Below are 18949 nucleotides of genomic sequence, written 5' to 3'. Positions count from 1 at the left end.
TAAACCGATTTATGAAATTGATACGATTATGGGTTTTATTGCTCACAATTACTGCAGGAGCGCAAACCTTTAGCGAACAGGATCGCCTTATGGGCTCCATCACCCCAGAAAGGGCCTGGTGGGACCTTCAGCATTACGATCTTTCCGTGGAGGTATTTCCTTCCACAAAATCTATAAAAGGCACCAATACCATTACCTATACGGTTTTGGAAAGCAAGAGAGTGATGCAGATAGAACTCCAAAACCCTATGAAAATTGATAAAGCCGTGCAAAACGGAAAGGAACTATCTATAAAGAAGGAAGGAGCCGTTCATTATATCAAACTAAAAAAGCAAAAAGAAGGACAAGTAAATAAAATTACCCTTCACTTTTCCGGCGCTCCAAAAGTTGCTGTACGTGCTCCTTGGGATGGTGGATTTACCTGGGACAAGGATAGCGCGGGCAATGATTTTATTGCTACTGCCAATCAGGGTATTGGAGCTAGCATTTGGTGGCCCAATAAGGATCATCCAGAAGATGAACCCGACAAAGGCTTGGATCTAGCCATTACAGCACCATCACATTTGGTTGCAGTAGGCAACGGAAGGCTTCAAAAAACCGACGATCATGGAACAACCAAGACTTGGCATTGGAAGGTAGTAAACCCTATCAATAATTACGGCGTGAATGTGAATATTGGGGATTATGTGAACTTTTCGGAAAAGCACGAAGGCATAAAAGGCATGCTGGATCTAGATTATTGGGTATTGCGTGAAAACTTAGAGAAGGCTGAGGTTCAATTCGAACAAGTTCCTATGATGATGAATGCGTTCGAATACTGGTTTGGCCCCTACCCTTTTTACGAAGATAGCTTTAAGCTGGTAGAAGTACCTTACTTGGGTATGGAGCACCAAAGTAGTGTTACCTACGGAAACAAATATGAGAATGGATATTTAGGTAGTGACCTTAGCGGAAGTGGCTGGGGCCTGCGCTTCGATTTTATCATCATTCACGAGGCAGGTCACGAGTGGTTTGCTAACAATATTACCAATAAGGATGTCGCCGATATGTGGATACACGAGGGCTTTACAGCCTATAGTGAGAATCTCTATTTAGATTATCATTTCGGGCCAGTAGCTTCCAGTGAATATGTGACGGGGACCCGTAGGGGTATTCAGAATGATCGACCCCTTATAGGTACCTACGGGGTGAGAAATGAAGGTAGTGGTGACATGTATTATAAAGGCGCCAATATCCTGCATACATTAAGACAACTTTTGGAAGACGATAAGAAATGGCGGAATATCCTCAGAAAAATGAATGAGGTGTTCTATCATAAAACAGTTTCCTCTAAAGAAGTGGAAGCATTCCTAAGCAAGGAAACAGGCATTGACCTCACCGAATTCTGGGAGCAGTATCTAAGAACTACCATGGTTCCGAAGGTAGAATATGAAATAGACGGTAAAAACCTCAAATATCGCTACACAAACATCATTGACAAGTTCGATATGCCAGTGATCATGCTGATAAATGGAAAGGAAGAATGGATGTATCCCAAAGCCGAATGGAATACTAAAGAATTTGGATCGACTATTAAAGAAGCTTCCATTAAGATCGACTTTTACGTAGATGCTGCACGAATAAACCCATAATGGAAGAAAGACCCGAACTGTATTTTCCCAGGGATGTAGAATGGCATGAGTGGCTATTGCTCAACCACGACCGCTATCCTAAGGGGATATACCTTATTTTCTATAAACTGGAAACGGGCATCCCTACCATGCGGTGGGAAGAAGCCGTTAAGGTCGCCTTGTGTTTTGGTTGGATAGATAGTACCGTAAAGAGTTTGGGAGGCGGAAAACGAAGGCAATACTTCTGTCCGCGTAACCCTAAGAGCACATGGAGCAAGCTAAATAAATCCTACATCGAAATCCTTGAAATGGAAGGACTTATTCACGAAAGTGGATGGAAAATGATAGAATTGGCCAAGGAAACCGGTACTTGGAGCGCCATGGACGATGTAGAAAACGGAGTGATTCCAGAAGATTTACGAAAGGCCTTCGATGCATCCCCTCAGGCTTTTGAAAACTATCAAAACTTCGCTTTTGGGTATAGAAAAAGCTATCTAAGCTGGCTTTATGGTGCGAAGCGGGAAGAAACCCGACAAAAGCGGATTTCTGAGATTATTCGGCTTTGCAAAGCCAATATAAAATCGAGAATGTAGCTTAATTTAAAAGGAATTATGGTTAAATAAATAGCTGTAATTTTTAGTTTCGATTCGTTTCGTTTATATTTGGGTTCAACTTTACGAAAATTAGTTTAGCGACTATACAGTATCGGCACCAAGATTATGGTTTTGGTCATCTCCCCAGACGGAAATGTAAGGTTTGCGTCAACCAGAACTGCTCTAATTGAGGTGCCTTTTTTTATTTCCCTAGTTTTTCTCCTTTAAGTATCTTTCTGAAAAATTCATTCAATGCCCTTAGCTCAATTCAATATAGCCGAAGCGCTGGCCCCTATGGATAGCCCTGTCATGGCCGATTTTGTAAACAACATAGATCGCCTCAATGCCCTTGCCGATGATCACAAAGGCTTTATATGGCGGTTGAAGAGCGATGATGCAGATCATGCCTATGACATTCAGGCATATGAAAATGAATCCATGATCGTAAACATGAGCGTTTGGGAAGACAAACAAAGCCTTTTCGAATTTGTTTACCAATCTGGACATGTTGAAATCTTCAAAAGGAAAAGGGAATGGTTTTCCAAAATGGCCAAAATACACATGGTGCTTTGGTACGTGGATGACGGACATATCCCTACCATAACCGAGGGAAAAGAGCGACTGGAACATCTTTGGGAGCATGGAGAAAGCAAATACGCCTTTACTTTTAAAAGCGATTACTAGCCGTGGGATTTTATGACCTAACCAAAGAAGAACGAGCTAAAAAGGTAGCCGACATTCAGTATGAAATGCAGCAAGCGCTCCAATCGGGAGAAAACACCCCTATGCTGGAATACTTTAACTATGAGGACACCTACATTCGCAAAGCTGCTTATTTGGGCATGGGTCGTATTTACAATCAGCAAGCCAGTTTGCGGACTCATGTACTGCAATGCCTTACTCAACTTAAAAACAACGAAAGTGAGTTTATACGCCAAACCGTGATTAATGCTGCTGGTGAAATTGGCACGTTTCAGTTTGAGAAGGTCGTCCATTTTTTCGATGAAGCCTTGTTCGATGCTCACCATCGCGTTCGAAATGCCGTGATCGGTTCCCTAAAGAAAATGGGGCAAAAGAATCCTAAACCTACGCTTTCATGGGCGAAAGGATATTTACATCATCCAGATAAAGAAGTACGCAGGGAAATCTGCCACGGTATCGAACTTCGGGGACGTACCCATCCCGAAGACATACTTCCCCTTTTGGAAACCCTTCAGCACGATGAAACACGAAGGGTTCGGGATACCTTGGTACATGTTATTGGGCAAATTAGCTACAAGAAAGGATGCCTTCCGAAAGTGGTTTCAGCTTTGAATGATTGGGAAAACGAGGCCCTTGTTAAAGACGCAATAGATGAGATTATCGATGTGCATAGCCCCAAGCGCTATGAAAAGTTTTCTGCCCTATCTCAGGAGGAAGTTGTAACTTACCTATCGGAAAACTTCAAAAACACATAGATTATGAGACTTATCTTCTCCCTCATGGTAGTGGTTGCCATGGGTATGTCCTGTAATACGAGTACGGAAACTTCAGAAAAAGAAACCCAAACCCAAGAAACGGTCGATTATTGGTCCTTCGAGGGACGTGACGATCAGTTTAGCGGTGGAATAAAAATGATTCCCATAGAGACTCCAAAAGGGAATTTCAAGGTCTGGACCAAACGTGTAGGGAACAACCCGAAAATAAAAGTATTGTTGCTTCATGGAGGTCCCGGCATGACCCATGAAATCTATGAGAGTTTTGATGGCTTTTTCCCACAGGAAGGCATTGAGTATTACTACTATGATCAGTTGGGAAGTTACTATAGCGATCAGCCGAAAGACCTCAGCCTTTGGGAGACTTCCCGTTTTGTGGAAGAGGTGGAACAGGTTCGAAAAGCCTTGGGGCTTACCTCGGACAATTTCTATCTTTTTGGGCAGTCGTGGGGCGGTATTCTGGCAATGGAATATGCGTTGAAATATCAGAAGAACCTGAAAGGACTTATCATTTCCAATATGGTACCCTCTATCCCCGATTATATGAAATACAACGAAGAGGTGTTGGCACCCCAGCTTCCCGAAGAGGTATTGGCGACCATTATGAAATATGAAGAGGCAGAAGATTATGGCAATGAAGAATATTTGGGGCTTATTGTAGAACACTACTACCCAAAACACGTTATCCGAATGCCCGTAGAAGAATGGCCCAATTCCATCAATCGAGGGTTTAACCATCTAAATCCCGATGTCTATGTCACTATGCAAGGGCCTAGTGAATTCGGGGTAAAAGGAGATGCCACCTTAAAATACTGGGATGTAAAGGATCGCTTAAAGGAAATTTCGACCCCTACCCTATCCATCGGCGCCCAATACGACACCATGGATCCCAAGCAAATGGAATGGGTGGCCAATGAGGTACAAAATGGACGTTATCTGCATTGCCCCAACGGAAGTCACTTGTCGCAATATGACGATCAGGAACACTTCTTCCCTGGGCTTATTACGTTCATAAAAGATGTAGCGGAAGGAAGGTTTCCCAGTACGCAATAAACGGTAAAACCCTGCGGGTTGGCGAAAACCAATCTTTACAATTTATTAAAGCGTAAAATGGGAATGCATTTTGATTGAAATTTGTAAATTTAACATTATAATTATTTAAAAACCGACAACATGGTAAAAGCAAAATATCAAGGTGTTTTGGATCTAGGGGAGCAACTTAAGATCCAAGACGGAGATGTAAAAGAAGAAAACGGGGTACTTCACATTAGTGGTACTGCTGCCAATCAATACGAAAAGAATCTTTTATGGGATGCCATTAAAGCAGCTGGTGGAGAAAGCCCAGCGGATATCGTAGCAGACATTAAAGTAGCCGATGCTTCTCATTATGCGCGTCATACTGTGGCTAGTGGAGAGTCTTTGAGCAAAATTGCAAAGCACTACTACAAAGATCCTATGAAGTACACTGCTATCTTTGAAGCCAACAGACACATCTTGGACAATCCAGACATGATTCATCCAGGACAGGAATTAACGATCCCGAATCTTTAATTCGCTACAACATATTTAAGAGTTGCCCTCGCCATTGTGCGGGGGTTTTTGTTTTTAGGGAACAAGTTCCAAGTTTTAAATTTTAAGTGTTGGGTGCTAAGTTCTAAGTGTTGGGTGTTAAATGTTGAATTGTTTAGTTGTTTATTCGATTAAACGGCTAAATCAAAAAATGACACCTCGATACATTTCTCATTTCACTCGAAACACTCGGTGTCCAGAATACGCCCAACTAGAACTGTACATTGAAAATGTAAAACTGCAAACTGCGACTGGCAACTGAAAACCGAAAAAGAAAGGTCGATTCAACAACTAAACAGTTAAACGCCTCAACTAAAAAATGACACCTCGATACATTTCTCATTTCACTCGAAAAACTCGGCGTCCAGTTCCTCAACTTTGAATCTTGAACTAGGAACCAACAAACCGACTCCTCTATACAACCCTCCCTCTGGTCGTCCCGCTCGGAGTCCAAAGAACCCACAACCCATCAACTGCACACTGTTACTGCCAACTGAAAACTGCTACTGCCAACTGAAAACAATTATCTTTACTCCAGTATTGGAAACGTTCACCGAAATACCTTTTCTTTATTTTTTCCTATTGTTTCTTTTAGGAGCCTGTACTTTTACCCTATCTACCATTAGCGGGGGTGGCGGGGCCATGATGCAAATCCCTGTATTGAACTTTCTTATCGGAGCTTCACAAACGGCACCAGTCATCAATCTTGGAGCTTTCATTAGCCGCCCAACGCGTATCCTTATCTTTTGGAAATACATCGTCTGGAAGGTCTTTTGGTATTTTGTTCCTGCCGCTATGACCGGGGCTGTGCTCGCTGCTTGGCTCTTTTCGGAAGTGGAAATCTATTGGGTTCAATTGTTGGTAGGCCTGTTCTTAGTGAGTACCATCTTTCAGTATCGATTTGGGAAAAAGGACCGTTCCTTCCCTGTGAAACTGTGGTATTTTATTCCGCTAGGGTTTCTTATTTCTATCATCGGGACCTTTACGGGAGGCATGGGACCTATTCTCAACCCATTTTTAATCAATGCGGGAATCGACAAAGAGTATCTGGTAGGGACCAAGGCTGCTCAATCCTTCTTTTTAGGACTGGCTCAGGTAGGTGGTTACGTTTTCTTTGGGATGATGTCGCCCAAACTCTGGGCCTATGGCACTGCCCTTGGATTGGGGGCTATCGTAGGCAATCTTATCGGTAAATGGCTATTGTTTAGAATGAGTAAATTGGCTTTTCGACGATGGCTTATTGCCATAATGGTAATAGCCGGTGTTTTACTTATCGTAAAAGCGATTCCTGAGTTATTCTTTTCTTAAAATTGTTTACTTTTTTCAATTATCTGCCTAGTTTCATGGTGTAATATGGATACTTTGAAGACCATGGGCCTGCATATACTATTGTTTCTCGTTGTCGGAACTTTCACCTGTATTGCACAAGAACACTATGGATTTTATGATCACAATTTGGTGTTTGAATCTTCGCATTGGGCTCAAAAGAGGAAGATTGCTTTGGAACAGCGAATGGATTCGGCTGAATCTAAATTAAGAAAGCTCTTACTCGATTTAGAAAGAAATGTGCCCGGTTGTAATACGCCAAAGGAAACAGACAAAAGGATTAAGCAAGTATACGCATTGCAAAATAAAATCGAAACTTTTAGAAAAAGAGCATTACAGGAAATTGACAGCATTCGTACTATAGATTCTATCTATGTGAATAATAAAATATACATAGCACTGGAAAATTTTAAGGAAGAAACCAATATCAATCATTTGTATCCAGAAAAAGTTGTCCTTTATTGTGAAAGCTGCACCGACTTCAGCAACGAATTAATTCAATACATAAAATCAACTCAGTAATGTCCAAAATCAGTATACAAGGAATACAGTTCGATGAGAAATCATCCTATCAAAGAGGACCTAGTCTGGCACCTCCTTTAATTCGGAAAGCTTTGCACAGCGGTTCCTATAATTACTTTGCTGAAAATGGAATCTCTGTAGATAACCCCAATATTCAGGATAAAGGTGATTTTGAAATATCCGAGTATTTCGACATTGAAACCATCACGAAAAAGCACTTGAACGAAGACGTTAAGGTCCTTACCCTTGGTGGGGATCATTCCATTACTTTCCCTATTATAAAAGCCTATCATACAAAGTATCCTAAGTTGGATATCCTTCAGATCGATGCCCATTCGGATTTATATGATGATTTTGAAGGCGATCCCTATTCCCATGCCTGTCCATTTGCAAGAATCATGGAAAATAAATTAGCCGTACGATTAGTGCAAGTAGGTATTCGGGCATTGACCCCTCATCAACAGGAACAGGCCGAAAAATTTGGCGTGGAAATCCACGAGATGAAGGATTTGGACCTTTCAAAAATCTCCAAATTCGAAAATCCGCTGTACATTTCCATAGATCTCGACGGAATCGATCCGGCATATGCCCCGGGCGTCTCCCACCACGAACCGGGCGGATTGACTTCCAGACAGGTCATTAATATGCTTCACAATATCGATGCGGAAATCGTGGGTGCCGATATTGTGGAATACAATCCTACCAAAGATTTTCAGGATATGACGGCTTTTTTGGCAGCTAAGCTGATGAAGGAATTGTTGGGGAAAATGCTATAAACGTAGTTGACTAAAATATAAGTTTCTTCACGGCGTCCATATATCCGCGACTCACACGTACGACATCTCCATTCTTTAGGGTCACATCATAGGATTTGGCATATTTATCCAATTGCTCAATCCCATTGATATTGATAATAGAAGAGCGATGTACCCGTAAGAACAATTTGGGATCCAGTTTTTCCTCCAATTGGGAAATTCCAAAGTTGCTCACATAGGTTTCGGCGGTTGTATGAAGTTTAGAATAATCCCCAAATGCTTCAATCCAAAGAATATCGGTAGTAGCAATGGTAATAAGCTTTTTCTGAAAGGAGACCAAAATCCGTTCGGGATAGGAAGAGCTTTTTAGCATTAAATCGGCCGCAAGTGGCCCAATGCTTTTTTGATTCTCTGTAACATCCAGTTTTTCAATTGCTTTACTGAAACGTTCCTTGGTGTATGGTTTCAGTAAATAATCTACCGCATGTACATCGAACGCCTTTAGGGCATATTTGTCGTAGGCCGTAGAAAAGATAATTTGGGGAAGTTCTTCCAAATGATTCAATACCTCGAACCCAGTAAGCCCAGGCATTTGAATATCCAAAAACACCAAATCGGGTTTAAACCTATTGATTTCCTTTACGGCATCTACTCCATTATTCGCTTGGGCAATGACAACGAGCTCTGGATAATCTTCCAAATATTGCGTAATTAATTTCCTTCCGGAAGCCTCGTCATCTACGATAATCACTTTCTGCATTAAATACTGAATTTAATTTTAAGTCCCTGCGGATGGTTATCGATTACCTCCAAATTGGTTTTGTACATTTTCTGAAGGCGCATCCGTGTATTGGTAAGCCCTACCCCCTTTTCGAAAAGTTTGGACTTATCCTTGGCTCCCACACCCGTATCGGCAATCTCGAAGCGTAATTTATCCCCATCCTTAAAAATGGTAATGCTAATGGTGCCTCCATCAATTAAAGAGGATAGTCCATGTTTCACCGAATTTTCCACCAAAGGTTGTAGGATCATTGGGGGTATTTTTTCAGAATAGAGATTCTTGTCCACATTCAACTCAATTTGCAATCGATCTCCAAATCGTTCTTTTTCTAAAGCCAGGTATTTCTGAACGAAATTTAGTTCCTCCTCCAAGGTAACTACTTCTTCTTGGGAAGCTTGTAACTGATAGCGAAACAGATCTGAAAGTTCCGCTATGAGATGTCGGGTCTTCTCATTCTCTGCAGGAACAGAAGCATTGATGGTGTTGAACACATTGTATAGAAAATGTGGATTGAGCTGGGCCTTAATGGCCGAAAGCTCGCTCTTTAAGGCTGCATTTCGCAATTCACCTTCCAATTTCAATTTCTTCTGATTTTCCGTGAAGTATTGATAAGCATGGAAAAGACCAAATTGAAAACAGTAGAACAATCCAGGAATATAAATATCCCAAACCTGTCCGCTCCCCTGCAAGTGCCAATAGCCCATAGCTTCTGCATACGCATAGTACAAGCGTTGGGAAACAAATACAAAAACGGGAAGGGTAACAAGGTGCAACAACAATTTGTATAGTAAAGGCCAGTTTTTTAACCATCTAAAGTTGAGAAACCAGAGAGGAATGGTTAGCAGAAAAAATATTACATACTGCATCCCCTTGCACAATACGAAATATTCCATATCGAAGAGATGATCGTCCGGGTCCTTATAGCCCATACGATTTACCCATAAGGTAACATGGTATAGGAATGCAAACACAGTATAAATAACTAGTGTAATAAGGATTTCCCTAGCACGTATCCCAAAAAATCGACGATTCAAAAATTCCTTCAACATATCCATAAATGTATAAAACCATTTGGGTCTAACCCAAGAAATCTTCTTATGAGCGGTTATTTCCCTATTTTAAATGGAACTCAAAACTAAGGGAATGACAGTAGCTTAAATAGCTATTTCCGACGAATGGACCTATGCGCGGCTGAATGGTCCATGCATTTTCATCGGACTATAGGACCACTCAGCGGAAACTACTTCCATCCTATTAAGAGGATTTTCATTTTTGCTTCGTAACCGTGATTAATAACATGAGAGCACATACCCTTTTTGTCCTTTTCGTCCTGCTATTTGGAACCGTTTCCGCTCAGGAATATTCCGTTTCTGGCGAACTCAAGGATACCGACCAAGAACCCTTATCTTTTGTAACGACATTACTACTCAAAGCGAATGATAGTAGTTTGGTAAAAGCTACTATTAGTAATGAATACGGCTATTTTAACTTCAACTCGGTGTTGGAGGAAATCTATGTGCTAAAATTCACAAGTGTCGGGTATCGCACCTACATAACCGATCCCATTACCGTGAATGGTGATGACGTAGATGTGGGAACCATTCAACTTTCTGAATCCACGGAATCCTTGGAGGAGGTAAATATTGTGGTTGAAAAACCCATCGTCGAAGTACAGGCGGATAAAACGGTTTTCAATGTAGATAAAACCATCAATGCCACAGGAAACAATGGTTTCGAATTGCTTCGGAAAGCCCCAGGTGTTATTATCGATAACAACAACAATATTATCGTAGAAGGAAAAACGGGGGTTCAGATTTATATCGATGGTCGCCCCTCCATACTTCGGGGTCAAGACCTAACCAATTATTTGGAAACCCTTCAGTCTACGGATATAGATGCCATCGAGATCATTACCCAACCGTCTTCAAAATATGAAGCCGCAGGGAATGCGGGAATCATAAATATTAAACTGAAACGGGATAAAAGTCTTGGAACCAATGGAAGTGTTACCACAGGATTCATTCAGGGAAGGTTTCCCAGAGCAAATAGTTCCCTAACGCTAAACAACCGTGGTAAGAAAACCAATGTATACGGTACCTATAGCAATCGGTTTGGGGATAGTTACGGTTTCATTAATCTAGATCGCCGACAATCGGGAACGAGGTTCGATGCCCAAACCACTTCCAGAGGGGATAACAATAGCCACAATATTAAAACGGGATTCGATTTTTATGCCAATTCCAAAAACACTTTTGGAGTCATTGTTACGGCAAATTTCAATAATTCCATCGGAAATAGCAGTAGCCGAACCCCTATCATCCCTTTAGAAACGGGAATCCCTGAGGAAGTGCTGTTGGCCGAAAGCAACAGCGACAATGTTTCTTCGAATTTCAATGGAAACTTCAACTACAAATTCGCCGATACGCTGGGACACGAATTAAACGTAGATCTTGATTATGGAAGGTATAGTAGCGATCGTGCCAATTTTCAACCCAACATTTACGTCAACGGAATGGAAACCGATACGTTGCGAAGTTCAATTGCTCGCTTTATCACTCCTATCGATATAGATATTTTGGCTGCCCAAGCAGATTATGAACAGAATTTCTTGAAAGGCAAGCTCGGAATGGGTGGACGGGTTTCATACGTGCAAACGGAAAACACCTTCGACTTTTTCGATGTTCTTAACGGGGTAGATATTTTTAACGAAGATCAGAGCAACATCTTCAATTATACAGAACAAATAAATGCGGCCTATTTCAATTATAATCGTAAATGGACGAAGATTACCTTTCAATTTGGGCTACGGGTAGAACAAACCATTTCGGAAGGGGATCTTATCAGTACTCAAGAAAACAACAACGAGGTAGTGAAAAGAGACTATACGAATTTCTTTCCTAGTGGAGGAATCACCTATAACGTGAATCGCAAAAACAGTCTTGCCCTTACTTACAGTCGGAGGATTCAGAGGCCTTCTTATCAATCCTTAAATCCATTTCAGTACAAAATAGATGAACTTTCTTTCCGCCAAGGGAATCCATTTTTGCAACCCCAATACACCAACAATATTCGTTTGGCACACACCTACAATTATCGATTAACCACTTCCGTTACCTATAGTTATATTTCCGACTACTTCGCTCAAGTAACAGAGGCAGCGGGCGAAAACCAGAACTTTATCATCACCCGAAATGTGGCGAACCAACGGGTCTACAATATCGGGGTGTCGTATCCAGGTAAAATAAATGAGTGGTGGAGTGTTTATGTAAGTTTGAATGCTTTTAGAAGCGAATTTGAAGCTACCAGTCCGGATTTTATTCCCTTAAATAGAAATACGCTTAGTTTTTATGGGCAAAACACATTTTCACTTCCCGCCAAGATACGAATGGAGGTTTCGGGTTGGTTCAACTCGCCAAGTATTTGGGGTGGAACCTATGAAACCGAAAGCTTGGGGTCTTTGGATATTGCCTTTCAGAAAAAATTCATGGAAGATAAAATGACGTTCAGGGTAGCCTTTAGCGATGTGTTGTACACCATTCCTTGGCGCGGTGAAACACAGTTTGGAGACCTTAGCATAAATGGAGACGGCGGTAGCGATAGCCGGCAGGTACGATTTAGCCTAAATTATAGTTTTGGTAGAAACGAAATAAAAAAGGCCCGAAAACGCAGTACTGGGATCGAAGATGAGCAAAATAGAATTAACAATAACTAAATTTGTAGATATGAAGACTATTTTAACCTTGGCTTTTATATTGGGTTATGCCATGATGTTTGGGCAAAACACCTATTTAAAGATATATAAGGACGAATCGCGTAGTGATCAAACCGCATATCCGCCGGGAACCCGTTTCGAGGTTAGGGATGCAGACAACAATTTGCTTTTCGATCAAGATACTGCCCAAAAGACCTTCAAGGTAGAACGCCCTGTAACCCTAGTAGTATACCCTAATTACAAGGAATCGCAAGATATTTTCCCTTTATCTGAAGGTATTATCGAGCAAGCATTGACCTCCGATTTCTTTCCAACACAAAATAAAGACACAAGCTATGGTTCGCATGGAGTGACTGTGCGTAAGGAGCTTACGGACTCGAAGAAAAAACCAGGTTCCAAAAATCTAAAACTCACCCTTAGCAACGGTATTATTTTTCAATACCAAGACGGAACTGCTTTCGCTGAGTTGAATGGAAAGGAATTAACCATTAAGAACAAATACATCATTTATAGTGACCTCGGCATCCTTAAGCTTAGCTTTGGGCCTAAATCGGGCACTGTGTGGTGGGTTTTTGAACCTAAAGGTTAGGATCTACAGTCCGCTAATGTAGCCTCCGTAGACATCCTTAAAGCGTAGCCCATTGCTCATATAGTATTTGCTGAGCTTCTTATTCTCGGCCAACGCCCATAATACAAACTCCTTGAAGAACGCTCGGTCCTCGGGAGCCAGATCTGGCACATACTTGGCCAATAAACGCTCTAAAGGTGCAATACTGTTCAGTTTCTCTTTGTATTCTTCGTCGGTCAGGGAGTCCAACAATTCGAATCCACTTTGTTCGAAGAACCAAGAAACCAATTCGTCATAAGGATCTACATCGCTTTCCTTTTGCAGTTTTTCAATCTTTGGGAAATACCCTAAGAATTCCGTTCCTACCGCATCGGCTATAAGTCGCTGTGCCACTTCGGCTGCGCCTTCCTGTTCCCCTTCATACACCAATTCTACTTTACCGGTAATGGCTGGGATAATTCCCATGAAGTCACCCAAACGAACCGTTGTTTGGGCATCACCGTTCTGTAAAGCTCTGCGTTCTGCGGTACTCAATAGGTTTTCGAAAGCAGTAATACTCAATCGGGCACTTACGCCACTTTTTACATCGATGAATTCACTTTCCCGTGCCTCGAAACTGATCTGTTCCAAAATATCCTTGGCCAACTCGGGAACATAAATATGTTCCTTATCCGAAATTGCCGCCGCAGTTTCCTGTTCCGTAATGGTGCGTGCAATCTCCAGACTTTCCGGATAATGGGTAAGGATTTGCGAACCGATTCTATCTTTTAGAGGCGTAACGATACTTCCACGGTTGGTATAGTCTTCTGGATTGGCAGTAAACACAAATTGAATATCCAACGGCAATCGTAGTTTAAACCCGCGAATCTGAATATCTCCTTCCTGAAGTATATTGAAAAGTGCCACCTGAATACGGGCTTGTAGATCGGGTAATTCGTTGATCACAAAAATGCAGCGATTCGCTCTCGGAATCATTCCGAAGTGAATTACACGATCGTCCGCATAGGTCAATTTTAAATTAGCTGCCTTAATAGGATCTACATCCCCAATTAAATCGGCCACAGTCACATCTGGAGTGGCTAGTTTCTCGGCAAAGCGATCTTCCCTGTGTAGCCAAGATATAGGAGTGTCGTCCCCTTTTTCAGCCAAGAGCATTCGGGCATAGCGCGAAATGGGTTGAAAAGGATCGTCATTAATTTCACTTCCTGCTACCACGGGAATGTACTCATCCAATAAGTTCACCATCTGGCGAGCCAATCGGGTCTTGGCCTGGCCGCGTAACCCCAATAAATTGATATTATGTTTGGAAAGAATGGCACGTTCCAACTCGGGAATCACAGTATATTCATAACCGTGAATGCCTTCGAAGGTGGTTTCTTTTCGCATCAACTTCTGAAGCAGATTGCGACGCAATTCTTCCTTAATAGTTTTGGGTTCGTAACCGGCCGCTTTTAACCGGCCGAAGGTTTTAATCTCATTTGTGTTCATAAGTAACTTGTAAAAGGACCTCTCGACTGCGCTCGAGGTGACCGACTATCGTAATCTCTTTCGTCTATTGTTTTCGTAATCCGTAAAAATCATTTCCCCCAATCCCTTCAAACCAGTATAGAATGCCTTTCCTTGATTGGCCTCGGTAAAGTGATCCACAAACTGTTGCAAATATGGATCGCTGGCAATCATAAAAGTCGTAATAGGAATATGAAGCTTTCTTGCTTGCCGTGCCATGGTGTAGCATTTGCTTACGATATGCGGATCGAGTCCAGCACTGTTTTTATAATACCTTCCGTCTGGCAATTGCATACAACTGGGTTTCCCATCGGTAATCATAAAAATCTGTTTGTTGGTATTCCGTTTTCTACGAAGCATATCCATGGCCAGTTGTAGGCCAGCTACTGTATTGGTATGATAAGGCCCTACATTGAGATAGGGTAAATCTTTAATATTTATGGGCCATGCGTCGTTCCCAAATACCAAAATATCTAAGGTATCCTTGGGATAACGCGTCGTGATTAATTCTGAAAGGGCCATGGCCACTTTTTTAGCTGGGGTAATGCGATCTTCACCATAGAGAATCATAGAATGGCTTATATCGATCATAAGCACTGTGCTCATCTGGGCTTTGAACATGGTTTCTTCAACTACCAGGTCATTTTCCGTTAGGTGAAAGTCTCCTACACCATGATTGATTTGAGCATTCTTTAAACTTTCGGTCATGGAAATACGCTCTAAGGCATCTCCAAACTGATAATTTCGGTATTCACCGCATTGTTCATCCCCTCTACCAGTGTATTTGGTTTTATGATTTCCTCCCGCATTTCGTTTCAGTTTTCCGAAGATCTGTTCCAATGCCCGTTTCCGAAGAGTTCGCTCCAACTTTTCAGACATTTTAAGGCTGCCTTTTCCGTCACCACTCCCACTGCCATCGGGTCTTATTTCTTCGCGAATGTATCCCTTAGCCTTCAAATCTTCAATAAAATCATCGATGGTATAATCCTCTGTGGTAAGCTCGTATTCTTCATCCAATTGACGGAGCCAATCGATGGCTTCATCGAAATCCCCAGAAGTATGCGTAATGAGTTCCTGAAAGATCTCGAACAAACGATCGAATGGAGACTGTTCCTTGGGTGTATGCTTGGTAAAAACGAATCCCGTAGGTCTTTTGGATAAATCGCGTTCGGGGGTTTTCTTTTTCATATATATAAAAATACTACAAAACTTAGAGACGCTAACCGCATTAACACCTATTTAAGAAAAGGGAGACCGCATTTTGCTAACTTTATGAATTGAAATAAAATTCAACCAAAAACACCGCAAAGCGGGCTTATTTATGAAAAAATTACTCCTCGGTATGCTTGTATGCATCGCTTCCGCCCTATCCGCACAACAACTCTCAATGGACATTCTAAAAGACATGAAACCCAGGAATATTGGGCCTGGAGGTATGTCTGGACGTGTCACCGCCATCGATGTAGTCCTTTCTAACCCGGATGTTATGTACGTCGGTACTGCCTCAGGAGGTTTATGGAAATCGACCAGTGGAGGAATTAAATGGTATCCCATTTTCGATGATCAACCCACCGCTTCTATTGGTGCTGTTGCCATTCAGCAAAGCAATCCTTCGGTAATTTGGGTAGGTACCGGGGAAGGAAACCCAAGAAACAGCTTAAATGGTGGTTTTGGAGTCTATAAATCCCTGGACGGCGGAAAGACTTGGAAGTCGATGGGACTGGAAAATACCCGTCACATCCATAGAGTCATTATAGACCCTACCAATCCCGATGTGGTGTATGTAGGTGCTATAGGTTCGCCTTGGGGTGTGCATGCAGAACGGGGTGTTTATAAGACGACAGATGGCGGAAAAACCTGGAATAAGATTCTTTTCAATAATAATAAAACCGGAGTTGGCGATATGGTCATGGACCCAGCCAACCCAAACAAACTTATCGTTGCCATGTGGGAACACAAGCGCGATCCTTGGTTCTTTAAAAGTGGTGGCGAAGGTTCTGGATTGTATATTACCCATGATGGTGGAGATACTTGGGAAGAGCGTACGGATGCCGATGGATTGCCAAAAGGCGAGCTGGGAAGAATGGGAATTGCCATTGCCCGAAATAAGCCAAATATCATATATGCCCTGATTGAAGCCAAGAAGAATGCACTCTATAAAAGTACCGATGGCGGGGCCAACTGGAAAAAGGTAAATGACAACGATGATATTGGAAATCGTCCTTTTTACTATTCTGAAATTTATGTGGATCCGCAAAACGAGAACAGGGTCTATTCCATCTTCACCTATGTGAATGTTTCTGAAGACGGTGGAAAGAAATTCACTCAACTCATGCCCGCCTACGGTGTGGACAATGGAGTACACCCCGATCACCATGCTTGGTGGATACATCCTGAAAATGGAGATTTCATGATCGATGGAAACGATGGAGGAATGAACATTACCAAAGATGGTGGAAAAACATGGCGCTTCATCGGAAACCTTCCTGTCGCACAGTTCTACCATATTAGTGTTGACAATGAATTCCCTTACAATGTATATGGCGGAATGCAGGACAACGGAAGCTGGCGCGGACCTGCTTACGTTTGGAGGGCACAGGGAATTAGGAATGCCTACTGGCAGGAAATTAGTTTTGGAGACGGTTTCGATGTCGTGCCCGACCGCGATGACAGTCGTTATGGATGGAGTATGAGTCAGCAGGGATTCGTAAGTCGTTACGATTGGATGACTGGAAACAACTACACGGTACGTCCTACGCATCCCGACCCAGAGATGAGACTCCGATTTAATTGGAACAGCGCCATTAATATCGATCCTTTCGACAATAGCACCATTTACTTTGGAAGTCAGTTCGTGCATAAAAGTACCGATAAAGGACTCACTTGGGAATTGATCTCGGACGACCTCACTACCAATGACCCTGAAAAACAAAAACAAAGTGAAAGTGGCGGACTTACCATGGATGCGACCGGTGCGGAAAATCATACCACGATCCTCGTAATAGAGCCTTCGCCTTTAGAGCGAAATATGCTTTGGGCAGGAACCGACGACGGAAAGGTGCACTACACACAAAATGGAGGACAAAGCTGGACCGAAGTAACCAACAACATTCCCGGATTGCCCAAGGGAAGCTGGATCGTACAAATAAAAGCGAGTAACAAAACCATGGGGGAAGCTCTTTTGGTAGCTAATGACTACAGACGTTTTAATTATACGCCTTATGCCTACAGAACTACCAATTACGGACAAACTTGGACTAGAATTGTCGATGCGAACGATGTCATAAGCTATACCTTAAGCATTGTAGAAGATCCTGTTGAGAAAAATCTATTATTCTTGGGAACGGACGATGGGCTGTATGTTTCTGTGGATGCGGGTACCAACTGGCAAAAATGGACCCATGGCTTCCCAACGACTTCAGTAAAGGACTTGGTAATTCAGGAACGCGAGCATGACTTGGTCATTGGAACCTTCGGTCGTGCTGCTTGGGTACTGGATGACATCCGTCCCCTTCGGGAGATCGCTAAAAACAATTCCGTATTGAATTCGGACATCAAATTATTCGATCCCCCTACTGCCTATCAAGCAGCTTATCAACAGCCCACGGGAAGTCGCTTTGGAGGCGATGCGCTTTACAATGGTGAGAATCGCGAATACGGGGCACATTTCAGTTATTATTTCAAAAAGAAGAAAGCCGAAGAGGCTGTTGAAAAGAATAAGGATGAAGAGGAAAAAGAGGAAAACGGGGAAGAAAAGCCCAAAGGACCTTCCAAGGATTCCTTGTATCTGAAAATTTATGACGGCGAGCGGTTGATTAGAAGTCTAAAGGATAAAATTCCCGATAGTACCGGAATCTACAAATGGACTTGGTATATGAACGAAGCCGGAGTAGACCGCCCTTCCCGTAAGATTCGTGAGCGTAAAAACGAACCAGGAGGTGTAGAGGTGAAACCAGGTACGTATCGTGCAGAATTGAGCTATATGGAGCAGACTTCGACCACCAACATTAAAGTGGAAAGCGATCCAAGATTAAAAGTCACCCAAAAAGCCATAGACGATCGTTATGCTTACCAAAAAGAAGTAGAGGAAATGACGCAAACCGCTGCTGATGCGGTGAAGCAATTGGTAGAAAGCAAAAATGTGGCCCAAGAGTTCAAAAAACGAATGAAGAAAGACGATGACAAGAAATACAAAGAAGAAATAAAGCTCACTGGCGAGGTAGTTAAGAAAATTGATTCTATTATTGCAATCTATTTGGGCAAAGAAGACAAACGACAGGGGATTACCCGTAATCCTGAGGTTAATGTTATGCAACGTGTTAGAGGGGTTAATTGGTACAGCGGAAGCCGTCCCGAAGGAATGACAGCCACCGAAGACCGTTTAATGAAACAAGCCAAGGATGCATTGAATAACGCCTTGTCTAAAACCAATGCCTTCTTTAACAAGGAATGGCCCGAATACAAAGAGAAAATCGAAAAAGTTGAACTATCACCCTTTAAGGAAACTAAAATTTTCAAATTAGATGAATAAT

The 18949-nt window shown here is 42.2% G+C and carries 16 protein-coding genes; 12 read left to right on the top strand and 4 right to left on the bottom strand.

What is annotated here, in order from left to right; all coding sequences use genetic code 11:
- Positions 1-11: 11 nt before the first annotated feature.
- The 9 genes from POV27_RS05975 (at position 12) to speB (ending at position 7871) form a co-directional block, all read left to right on the top strand.
- Entirely contained in the window at positions 12-1631 is a 1620-nt protein-coding gene (locus POV27_RS05975) for a M1 family metallopeptidase (protein WP_272861833.1), read from the top strand.
- Positions 1631-2203 carry a YdeI/OmpD-associated family protein gene (locus POV27_RS05970; protein WP_272861832.1) on the top strand — a complete coding sequence of 191 codons (573 nt, stop codon included), beginning with the start codon at positions 1631-1633 and terminating at the stop codon, positions 2201-2203. Before POV27_RS05975 ends, POV27_RS05970 begins: the two co-directional genes overlap by 1 nt.
- Before the next feature lie 252 nt (positions 2204-2455).
- The gene (locus POV27_RS05965; RefSeq protein ID WP_272861831.1) at positions 2456-2887 is read left to right on the top strand and encodes a DUF3291 domain-containing protein; all 432 of its coding nucleotides are present in this window, start codon (positions 2456-2458) and stop codon (positions 2885-2887) included.
- Positions 2888-2889: 2 nt separating this feature from the next.
- The gene (locus POV27_RS05960; protein WP_272861830.1) at positions 2890-3660 is read left to right on the top strand and encodes a HEAT repeat domain-containing protein; all 771 of its coding nucleotides are present in this window, start codon (positions 2890-2892) and stop codon (positions 3658-3660) included.
- Positions 3661-3663: 3 nt separating this feature from the next.
- Positions 3664-4731: a proline iminopeptidase-family hydrolase gene (locus POV27_RS05955; protein WP_272861829.1), complete on the top strand. Its 1068-nt coding sequence runs from the start codon at positions 3664-3666 to the stop codon at positions 4729-4731.
- A gap of 120 nt (positions 4732-4851) precedes the next feature.
- Complete coding sequence (locus POV27_RS05950) at positions 4852-5229, top strand: LysM peptidoglycan-binding domain-containing protein (RefSeq protein ID WP_272861828.1); 378 nt, start codon at positions 4852-4854, stop codon at positions 5227-5229.
- Positions 5230-5625: 396 nt separating this feature from the next.
- A complete protein-coding gene (locus tag POV27_RS05945; RefSeq protein WP_272861827.1) occupies positions 5626-6555 on the top strand; it encodes a sulfite exporter TauE/SafE family protein in 930 nt (309 codons plus the stop codon).
- 45 nt (positions 6556-6600) lie between these two features.
- Positions 6601-7095, top strand: coding sequence for an OmpH/Skp family outer membrane protein (locus POV27_RS05940; RefSeq protein ID WP_272861826.1), 495 nt, complete (start codon positions 6601-6603; stop codon positions 7093-7095).
- A complete protein-coding gene (gene speB / locus POV27_RS05935; protein ID WP_272861825.1) occupies positions 7095-7871 on the top strand; it encodes an agmatinase in 777 nt (258 codons plus the stop codon). Before POV27_RS05940 ends, speB begins: the two co-directional genes overlap by 1 nt.
- Before the next feature lie 10 nt (positions 7872-7881).
- On the opposite strand, the gene POV27_RS05930 is transcribed toward speB, so the two are convergent.
- Together POV27_RS05930 and POV27_RS05925 are read right to left on the bottom strand one after the other, a co-directional pair.
- The gene (locus tag POV27_RS05930; protein WP_272861824.1) at positions 7882-8610 is read right to left on the bottom strand and encodes a LytR/AlgR family response regulator transcription factor; all 729 of its coding nucleotides are present in this window, start codon (positions 8608-8610) and stop codon (positions 7882-7884) included.
- Positions 8610-9680 (bottom strand): sensor histidine kinase, encoded by a 1071-nt coding sequence (locus POV27_RS05925; protein WP_272861823.1) that lies wholly within the window; start codon positions 9678-9680, stop codon positions 8610-8612. The genes POV27_RS05930 and POV27_RS05925 overlap by 1 nt, the downstream gene beginning before the upstream one ends.
- Positions 9681-9928: 248 nt before the next feature.
- Here POV27_RS05925 and POV27_RS05920 point away from each other — a divergent pair, with 248 nt between their 5' ends.
- Both POV27_RS05920 and POV27_RS05915 read left to right on the top strand, forming a co-directional pair.
- Positions 9929-12343, top strand: coding sequence for an outer membrane beta-barrel family protein (locus tag POV27_RS05920; RefSeq protein WP_272861822.1), 2415 nt, complete (start codon positions 9929-9931; stop codon positions 12341-12343).
- 10 nt (positions 12344-12353) lie between these two features.
- Entirely contained in the window at positions 12354-12932 is a 579-nt protein-coding gene (locus POV27_RS05915; RefSeq protein ID WP_272861821.1) for a hypothetical protein, read from the top strand.
- Positions 12933-12935: 3 nt separating this feature from the next.
- Here the strand turns inward: POV27_RS05915 and POV27_RS05910 are convergent, their stop codons facing one another.
- Positions 12936-14399: a magnesium chelatase gene (locus tag POV27_RS05910; protein WP_272861820.1), complete on the bottom strand. Its 1464-nt coding sequence runs from the start codon at positions 14397-14399 to the stop codon at positions 12936-12938.
- A gap of 45 nt (positions 14400-14444) precedes the next feature.
- Positions 14445-15605, bottom strand: coding sequence for a vWA domain-containing protein (locus POV27_RS05905; RefSeq protein WP_272861819.1), 1161 nt, complete (start codon positions 15603-15605; stop codon positions 14445-14447).
- A gap of 133 nt (positions 15606-15738) precedes the next feature.
- Between POV27_RS05905 and POV27_RS05900 the strand changes: the two genes are divergently transcribed.
- Positions 15739-18948 carry a VPS10 domain-containing protein gene (locus POV27_RS05900; RefSeq protein ID WP_272861818.1) on the top strand — a complete coding sequence of 1070 codons (3210 nt, stop codon included), beginning with the start codon at positions 15739-15741 and terminating at the stop codon, positions 18946-18948.
- Position 18949: the final 1 nt, after the last annotated feature.

This window comes from Aureisphaera galaxeae (genome assembly GCF_028561275.1).
GTDB lineage: Bacteria > Bacteroidota > Bacteroidia > Flavobacteriales > Flavobacteriaceae > Aureisphaera > Aureisphaera galaxeae.
This window is presented reverse-complemented; position numbering and strand designations above follow the sequence as displayed.